Genomic DNA, 7,517 nt, shown 5'->3' with positions numbered 1-7,517 from the left:
CCTGTCGCGCGGCCTCACGCAGAAAATGCTGCACGGCACCCTGGCCGAGCTGCACAAGGGCGATGCCGACCAGCGCAGCCAGACCATGGACACGGTCTCGCGCCTGTTCCTGCGCTCGGCCCAAAGCGGCCCGCTGGCGCGCGGCCCTGCGCAGGGGCGGCGAGCGCCGCTAGAGCGCCTTGTCGGGGGCCGTGCCGCGCGGGCCGCTTTGGGCCGAGCGCAGGAACGTCTCGCGCCTGTTCCTGCGCTCGGCCCAAAGCGGCCCGCGCGGCACGGCCCCCGACAAGGCGCTCTGGCGAGCGCCGCTAGAGCGCCTTGTCGGGGGCCGTGCCGCGCGGGCCGCTTTGGGCCGAGCGCAGGAACAGGCGCGAGACCGTGTCCATGGTCTGGCTGCGCTGGTCGGCATCGCCCTTGTGCAGCTCGGCCAGGGTGCCGTGCAGCATTTTCTGCGTGAGGCCGCGCGACAGGGCCTCCAGCACGGTGTCGATGTCTTCGCCCTTGGCCAGCAGCTTCTTGGCGCGCGCAATCTCCAGCGTACGCCATTCATCGGTCTGGGTGTTGAGCTGGCGGATCAGCGGCACCACGCCGGCCTGCGGGCGGCGCTGGTCCAGCCAGTGCATGAAGCTTTGCACGCCGTGGTCGATGATGACTTCGGCCTGCTCGACCGCTGCCTGGCGCTGGGCCTGGCCCGTGCGCACCACGGTGGCCAGATCGTCCACGGTGTAGAGGTAGACGTCGCGCAGGTCCTTGACCTCGGATTCGATATCGCGCGGCACGGCCAGATCGACCATGAACATGGGGCGGTGCTTGCGCTTCTTGAGCGCGCTTTCCACGGCGCCCAGGCCGATGATGGGCAGGCTGGACGCCGTGCAGCTGATCACGGCATCGTATTCATGCAGATGGTCGGGCAGGTCGGCCAGCCGCATGGTGCCGGCGCCGAACTGGGCAGCCAGCTTCTCGCCGCGCTCCAGCGTGCGGTTGGCGATCATGATCTGCTTGGGGTGGCGGGCCGCGAAATGGGTGGAGACCAGCTCGATCATCTCGCCCGCGCCCACGAACAGCACGCGGATCTGGGACAGGTCTTCGAACAGCTGGCCGGCCAGCCGCACGGCGGCAGCGGCCATGCTGATGCTGTGGGCGCCGATCTCGGTGGAGCTGCGCACTTCCTTGGCCACCGCGAAGCTGCGCTGGAACAGCTGGTTCAGCGTGCTGCCCAGGGCGCCTGCGTTCTCTGCGGCGCGCACGGCATTCTTCATCTGGCCCAGGATCTGGGCCTCGCCCAGCACCATGGAATCGAGCCCGCTGGCCACGCGGAAGGCATGGCGCGCCACATGGCCGTCTTCCAGCAGATAGGAATGCGAGCGCAGCAATTCGGACGAGATGCCGCCGCTGTTGGCCAGCCAGTGCAGGGTGTGGTCCATGGCCGGCATTTCGGCCGCGCAGTAGATCTCGGTACGGTTGCAGGTGGAGAGGATGGCGGTCTCCACCGCGCTGTGCTGGCGGCCCGGGCCGGTCAGCGATTCGCGCAGGCCCTGCAGCGTGGGCACGATCTGGTCGAGCGCGAACGCGAAACGTCCCCGCATATCAAGCGGAGCCGTGTGGTGGTTGATGCCGAGTGCCCAGACTGCCATAACCCGGGATTATAAAATTTCGCGCAGTTTCAGGCATCCCTGATCACAACACCCTGGAATCGGAGCCCGCACATGGGATGGATTGCGAGTACGAATCATTGGCTGAACTTCCTGGCGCCTGCACTTTTCCTGTCGCCGGCCCTGATGTTGTGCGCGCTTTTGATCTATGGAAAATCGCAGCAATCCCTTGCCTGGTGGTTGCAGGTTGCTATCAATTTTGTTGTTGGTGCGCTGGTGTTGCTGATCGGTTTGTGGTGGTTCGGACGGGATGCAAAGATGGCCACCTACACCGCCCTGGTCCTCGTGATGGCGCTTTGCCAGTGGGTGCTTTCGCGCGGCTGGCGCTGATGGCCGACCGCAAAGATTGATTCAGATCAATGGAAGAGGGCGTTTCTCCCGACGATCAAGGGCCTGAGACTGCGGCGGGAGGCACGGCACCTGGCGCAGCCTGCTCCAGCAGCCATTCGCGGAACTGGACAAAGGCTTCGGAAGGTGCACGCGCGGCGGGGCGGCACAGGAAATATCCGCGCTCTATGTGCACGGGCGCAGGCAGGGCCAGGGCCACGCGGCCGGCGGCCAGGTCTTCCTCGACCAGGCAGCGCTGCACCAGGGCCACGCCCATGCCTGCGGCCACGGCCTGGACCAGCAGGGCCACCAGCTCGAAGTCTGCCGCAGGCGCGGGGCAGGGCCCGGGCAGGCCGAGGTGGCTCATCCAGCGCGCCCAGTTGCCTGGGTAGTTGGTGTGAAACAGCAAGGGGCGCGCGAGCACATCCGCTGCGCTGCGTATGGCTTGCGGGCCCTGCAATTCGCGCGGATGGCAGATGGGCACCAGATCGCGGCCCACCACATAGTCGGCCACCACATGGGCGGGCCAGGGCTCGCTGCCCACGCGCAGCCAGCCGTCGATCTCGGCTGCGGACAGCGAGTCATCGCGCCGGTAGGGGGCGAACGAAAGGACGATGCCCGGATGCAGGGCGTTGAATCGTGGCAGGCGTGGAATCAGCCAGTGGCTGAACAGCGTGGGAACGACCGACAACCGCAGTTGCGGGCCGAAGTGGCGCCTGCGTGCGGCGGCCGAGGCCGATTCGATGGCGTGTACGGAGGGCTCCACGGCCTGCAGGTATTCGCGGCCAGCCTCGCTCAGCACGCTGCGCCGGCCCTGGCGCTCGAAGAGGGCAAAGCCCAGGTGCTCTTCCAGCCGGGCGATGGCGCGGCTGATGCCGCCCTGGGTGACATACAGCTCCTGGGCTGCCAGCGAGTAGCTGCCCAGGCGCGCCGCTGCCGCAAAGGCGTGCAGCTCGGAAAGCGAGGGAGAGTGCATGCGCATGACGGACGCAATTATGACGGTTTGTCATAGTTGCTTGCCGTCTTGTCTCTTTTCGCGCGTGCGTCGTCTGTCCAGAATCGGCGCCTGTTCCGCGAAGCCCTGCCCTGCAGCAGGCCGCTCTTTCATCCATCACGAGAGGAAACATCCCATGGCAATGCGCCGCACCCTGTTGTCCAGCCTGGCCGCCTGCGCCGCCACTGCTCTTTTGGCTCCCGTCGCCTGGGCCCAGGGCCCGGCTGCCGACTATCCCAGCCGGCCGATCCGCCTGGTCGTGCCGTTTGGCGCGGGGGGCTCCACCGACATGGTGGCACGGCTGCTGGCCGAGAAGATGAGCGTGATCCTGGGCAAGTCCGTGGTGGTGGACAACCGGGGCGGGGCGGGCGGCTCCATTGGCGCCTCCGAAATTGCGCGTGCTGCGGCCGATGGCTACACCATCGGCATGGCCACGGTGAGCACGCATGGCTCCAACCCGGCCATCTTCCGCAAGCTGCCCTACGACCCGATCAAGGACTTCGCGCCCATCACCAATGTGATGTCCGTGCCCAGCGTGTTCGTGATCAACGCCAGCGTGCCCGCCAAGACCATGAAGGAGTTCATCGCCCTGGCCAAGGCCAACCCGGGCAAGTACAGCTTTGCCTCGCCGGGCACGGGTTCCCTGGGCCACGCCAATATCGAGAATTTCATGAACCTGGCCGGTATCGACCTGCTGCACATCCCCTACAAGGGCGCGGGCCAGGCCATCACCGACGCGCTGGGCGGCCAGGTCAATGCCATGACGGACAACCTGCCGTCCACGCTGCCCCACATCAAGGACGGCAAGCTGCGCCCGCTGGCCGTGCTGGCATTTAAGCGCGCCGACGTGCTGCCCGACGTGCCCACCTACACCGAGCTGGGATTCCCGCAGATGGGCGACGGCGGCTGGTTCGGGCTGGTCGCACCTGCCGGCACGCCGCGCCCCATCATCGACAAGCTCAATGCTGCTGCGCACAAGGCCATGGCCATGCCTGACTATCTGGAAAAGCAAAAATCCATCTCGGGCGAGTCCATGGGCAACACGCCCGAGGAATTTGCCAAGCAGATCAAGGCCGCCATCGAGCGCTACACGGCCGTGGCCAAGCGCGCCAACATCAAGCTCGACTGATGGACCGCATGGCACAGACCGATTTTCTGCGCCCCCGGCCGGACACCCCGGTCGTGGTGCATCCCGCCACCGGCGAGGTGCTGCCCATCGTCTGCGACTCGCCGCACAGCGGCACGTCCTATCCCGAGGACTTCGGCCACTGCGTACCCATGTCCCTGCTCCGGCGTGGCGAGGACACGCATGTGGCCGCACTCTGGGACCAGTGGCCCGCGCATGGCGCAACGCTGATCGAGGCCACCTTTCCGCGCACCTACATCGACCCCAACCGCAGCGAGGCCGACCTGGACCCCGCCCAGATCGACGGCCAGTGGCCCGTGCCCCTGGCGCCCAGCGTCAAGACCCGCCAGGGCCTGGGCCTGATCTGGCAGCGCATCAGTCGGGACGGCGCGGCCACGCCGCTGTATGAACGCCCGCGCACGGTGGCCGAGGTGGAGCACCGCATAGCGCGCTACTGGCGTCCCTACCATGCGGCGCTGGCGCAGGCCATCGATGACAGCGTGCAGCGTTTTGGCGGCGTATGGCACCTGAACCTGCACTCCATGCCCAACGATGTCTACAAGCGCCTGGGCCGTACCGACGCGCCGCCGCTGGCCGACTTCGTGCTGGGCGATCGCGACGGCACGACCTGCGCGCCCGGGTTCATCCAGCTGGTGGGCGAGACGCTGGCGGGCTTTGGCTACAGCGTGGCCTACAACGAGCCCTACAAGGGCGTGGAGCTGATCGGCCGCATAGGCCAGCCGCACCTGGGCCGGCACAGCCTGCAGATCGAGATCCGCCGCCCGGTCTACATGGACGAGGACACGCGCGAGCCCAACGCGGGCTTCGAGCCGCTGCGCGGCCATCTGCGCGAGCTGATGGCCGTGGTCGCGGCGCATGTGCGCGCTGAAATGGCCGGGCGAGGCTAGGCCGGGCTGGCAGGGTCGCCGGGCATGGCCGGCGTGCCTGCCACCACCGGCGCCGCCACCGAGGTGGTGGCCGGTGGTGACAGGTACAGGCCCGCGCCCTTGAGCGATGCCAGGATGCTGAACAGCACATCGCTGCGCACCCCGCCCGCATTGCGCGGGTTGCCCACGTAGCCGATGGCCAGGAAGGTCAGCGTGCCGTTGGCAATGCCTTCGAGCTGCACCAAAGGCTCGGGCGTGTCCAGGATGCCTTCATGCGCGCGAAAGGCTTCCAATATCAGGGTGCGCATGCGTTCGGCATCGGTGTCCAGCGGCGCGGGCAGGCGCAGCAGCACACGCCCGGGCGCGCCGGCCAGCGTCATGTTGCGCACGGTCTTGGTGATGAATTCCGAGTTGGGCACGATGACGGTGGAGCGGTCGCCCAGCTGGATCTCGGTGGCGCGCACGTTGACGCGGCGCACGTCGCCCTCGGTATCGCCCAGCACCACCCAGTCGCCCACTTTCACGGGCCGCTCGGCCAGCAGGATCAGGCCCGAGATGAAGTTCTGCACGATGGCCTGCAGGCCAAAGCCAATGCCCACCGACAGCGCGCTGGCCACCCAGGCAATGCGCTCCACGCTGATGCCCAGCCCCGCCAGCGCCACGGCCACCACGAAGATGCCGCCCACATAGCCCAGCAGCGTGGTGATGGAGCTGCGCATGCCAGGCTCCAGCGAGGTGTTGGGGAAGTAGCGGTCCGTCAGCCAGCGCTTGATCACGCGGATCACGATCAGGCCCGTGACGATCACGGCGAATGCGGTGAACAGGGCCTGCGGCGCCATGGTGAAGTCGCCCACCTTGAGGCTGTGGTTCACCGTGCTGCCGCGGCGGAACACCTCGTCCGGCCCTGTGCCCAGCGGGGCCAGCAGGGCGATCACCATGTAGAACAGCAGGGCCACGCGCAGCAGGCCCGAGACCAGCACCGAGGCCTGGTCCAGCAGCCGGCCCTCGATGCCCAGGCCCTGGTTCAGCCGGGTGCCGAAGCTGCCCTTGGACGACAGCAGGGCCTCGCACAGATCGTCGCCCAGCTGGAACAGCAGGTAGGTGGTGGCAAAGACCACGCCGGTCCACACCATCTGGCGCGCCAGCGTCCCGGCCAGCGCCACGTAGCCGGTCACGGCCAGCGCAATGGTGGCAATGCTGGCCACCGCCGCGCAGGCCACGAGCAGGCCCACCCACAAGGGCCGTGGCGGCGCGGGCTCCGCCTGGGCGCCGTCTTCCTGCGCGACCGGCGCCGGCGCGCGCAGATGCCGCAGGGCCAGCATGACCACGGCCGAAATCAGCAGGGCCGACAGGGCGTGCACCGTGACCTCGGCGGCCAGGCTGGCGCCGATGATGGCGTTGACTTCGGTCACCAGGCCGTTGAGCGCGGCTCCGGCGGCAATCCACCAGGGATAGGGGCTGAGCCGCTGGGCCAGCTCGTCCGACACGCCGGGCAGGCGCCAGGAGCTGCGCCTGCGCGACAGCAGGGTCTGGCCCAGCGACACCACGAAGGCGCCGAACAGCGTGACCTGCACACTGGCCTTGGCCAGCGCGTCCAGCGATTCGCTGAAGCCATCGCCGGCCTTGAGCACGCTCCAGGCCAGTTGCGCCGCCAGGCCGATCAGCAGCGTGTTGATCACCACCGTGGCCGCCGCGCGCAACGAGCGGCGCAGGCGGCCGCTGGGCAGGCGCGCGGGCGCGGCGCGCACCAGCAGACGCTCGGCCAGCCAGGGGCCTAGCAGGGCGATCAGCAAGGCGGCTGCCAGGCTGGCGATGAAGCCGCCCCGGCGTTCGGATGCCATGGTGGAGGCGACGGCCTGGCGCAGCTCCCGCCCCAGGCCCTGCAGGCGCGCCGCGTCCAAAGGCGCGGCGGCGCGCAGGTTGCGCCAGAAGGGCCGGCCCAGCGGCGAGTCGGTGCGGGCCGTCAGTGCGGCCTGGAATTGTTCGCGGCGCTGGCGTATCAGCTCGTTGCCGCGCTGGTCGGCATCGACCGAAACCAGCCGCGCCAGTTTCAGTTCGGAATCCACGGCGCTGCGCTGCCTGGCCAGGCTGGCGCGCTGCTCGGCCACATCGGGCGCATCGGCAGGGGCGCCTTTTTCGGGCGCGGGGCCCAGTCCGGCCAGGCGCGAATCGATATCGGCCAGTTCCTCGGTGCGGCGGGCTGCGACCTGGTCGGCCGCGGTGCCAATGGCCGCAGCCTCGTCCAGCAGCTTGCGGCCGTCATCGTCCTCGGCCAGCTTGCGGGGAATGGCGTCCAGCTGCTTGCGCAGATCGTCCACGCCGGGCAGGGCGGGCCGGCCGTCGGGTACCGCCGTGGCCGCCGCTGCCGTGCGGTCCTGCGCATGGGCCGGAGCGGGCACAGTGAGGACCAGCATGGCCAGGACCATCAGGCCGGTGGCCAGGCATTGGTGCAAGGCCTGCGCCCACGTAGGGCGCAGCGCGAGAGGGCACGGGCGGGGCGGTGTCATGGACGCACATTGTGCGGCGGGCCGCCG

General features: G+C 68.7%; 6 protein-coding genes and 1 pseudogene. 4 read left to right on the top strand and 3 right to left on the bottom strand.

Annotated features, from left to right (window positions below):
- Positions 1-136: pseudogene (locus A9976_RS17505) on the top strand (glutamyl-tRNA reductase); the annotation flags it as partial.
- A gap of 169 nt (positions 137-305) precedes the next feature.
- On the opposite strand, the gene hemA reads toward A9976_RS17505, so the two are convergent.
- Complete coding sequence (hemA, locus tag A9976_RS17500) at positions 306-1,631, bottom strand: glutamyl-tRNA reductase (RefSeq protein ID WP_183020034.1); 1,326 nt, start codon at positions 1,629-1,631, stop codon at positions 306-308.
- A gap of 72 nt (positions 1,632-1,703) precedes the next feature.
- On the opposite strand from hemA, the gene A9976_RS17495 reads away from it, so the two are divergent.
- Positions 1,704-1,979: a hypothetical protein gene (locus A9976_RS17495; RefSeq protein ID WP_183020033.1), complete on the top strand. Its 276-nt coding sequence runs from the start codon at positions 1,704-1,706 to the stop codon at positions 1,977-1,979.
- 55 nt (positions 1,980-2,034) lie between these two features.
- On the opposite strand, the gene A9976_RS17490 is transcribed toward A9976_RS17495, so the two are convergent.
- On the bottom strand, positions 2,035-2,958 hold the full coding sequence (locus A9976_RS17490; RefSeq protein WP_183020032.1) for a LysR substrate-binding domain-containing protein: 924 nt from the start codon (positions 2,956-2,958) through the stop codon (positions 2,035-2,037).
- A 148-nt stretch (positions 2,959-3,106) separates the two neighbouring features.
- Between A9976_RS17490 and A9976_RS17485 the strand changes: the two genes are divergently transcribed.
- A complete protein-coding gene (locus tag A9976_RS17485) occupies positions 3,107-4,099 on the top strand; it encodes a tripartite tricarboxylate transporter substrate binding protein BugE (protein WP_012207270.1) in 993 nt (330 codons plus the stop codon).
- Positions 4,099-5,004, top strand: coding sequence for an N-formylglutamate amidohydrolase (locus tag A9976_RS17480; protein ID WP_183020031.1), 906 nt, complete (start codon positions 4,099-4,101; stop codon positions 5,002-5,004). The genes A9976_RS17485 and A9976_RS17480 overlap by 1 nt, the downstream gene beginning before the upstream one ends.
- Here A9976_RS17480 and A9976_RS17475 read toward each other — a convergent pair.
- Positions 5,001-7,409 (bottom strand): DUF3772 domain-containing protein, encoded by a 2,409-nt coding sequence (locus A9976_RS17475; protein WP_183020052.1) that lies wholly within the window; start codon positions 7,407-7,409, stop codon positions 5,001-5,003. The genes A9976_RS17480 and A9976_RS17475 overlap by 4 nt on opposite strands.
- Positions 7,410-7,517: the final 108 nt, after the last annotated feature.

The organism is Delftia sp. UME58 (assembly GCF_014170385.1).
In the GTDB taxonomy this organism is placed as follows: Bacteria; Pseudomonadota; Gammaproteobacteria; order Burkholderiales; family Burkholderiaceae_C; genus Comamonas; species Comamonas acidovorans.
This window is presented reverse-complemented; position numbering and strand designations above follow the sequence as displayed.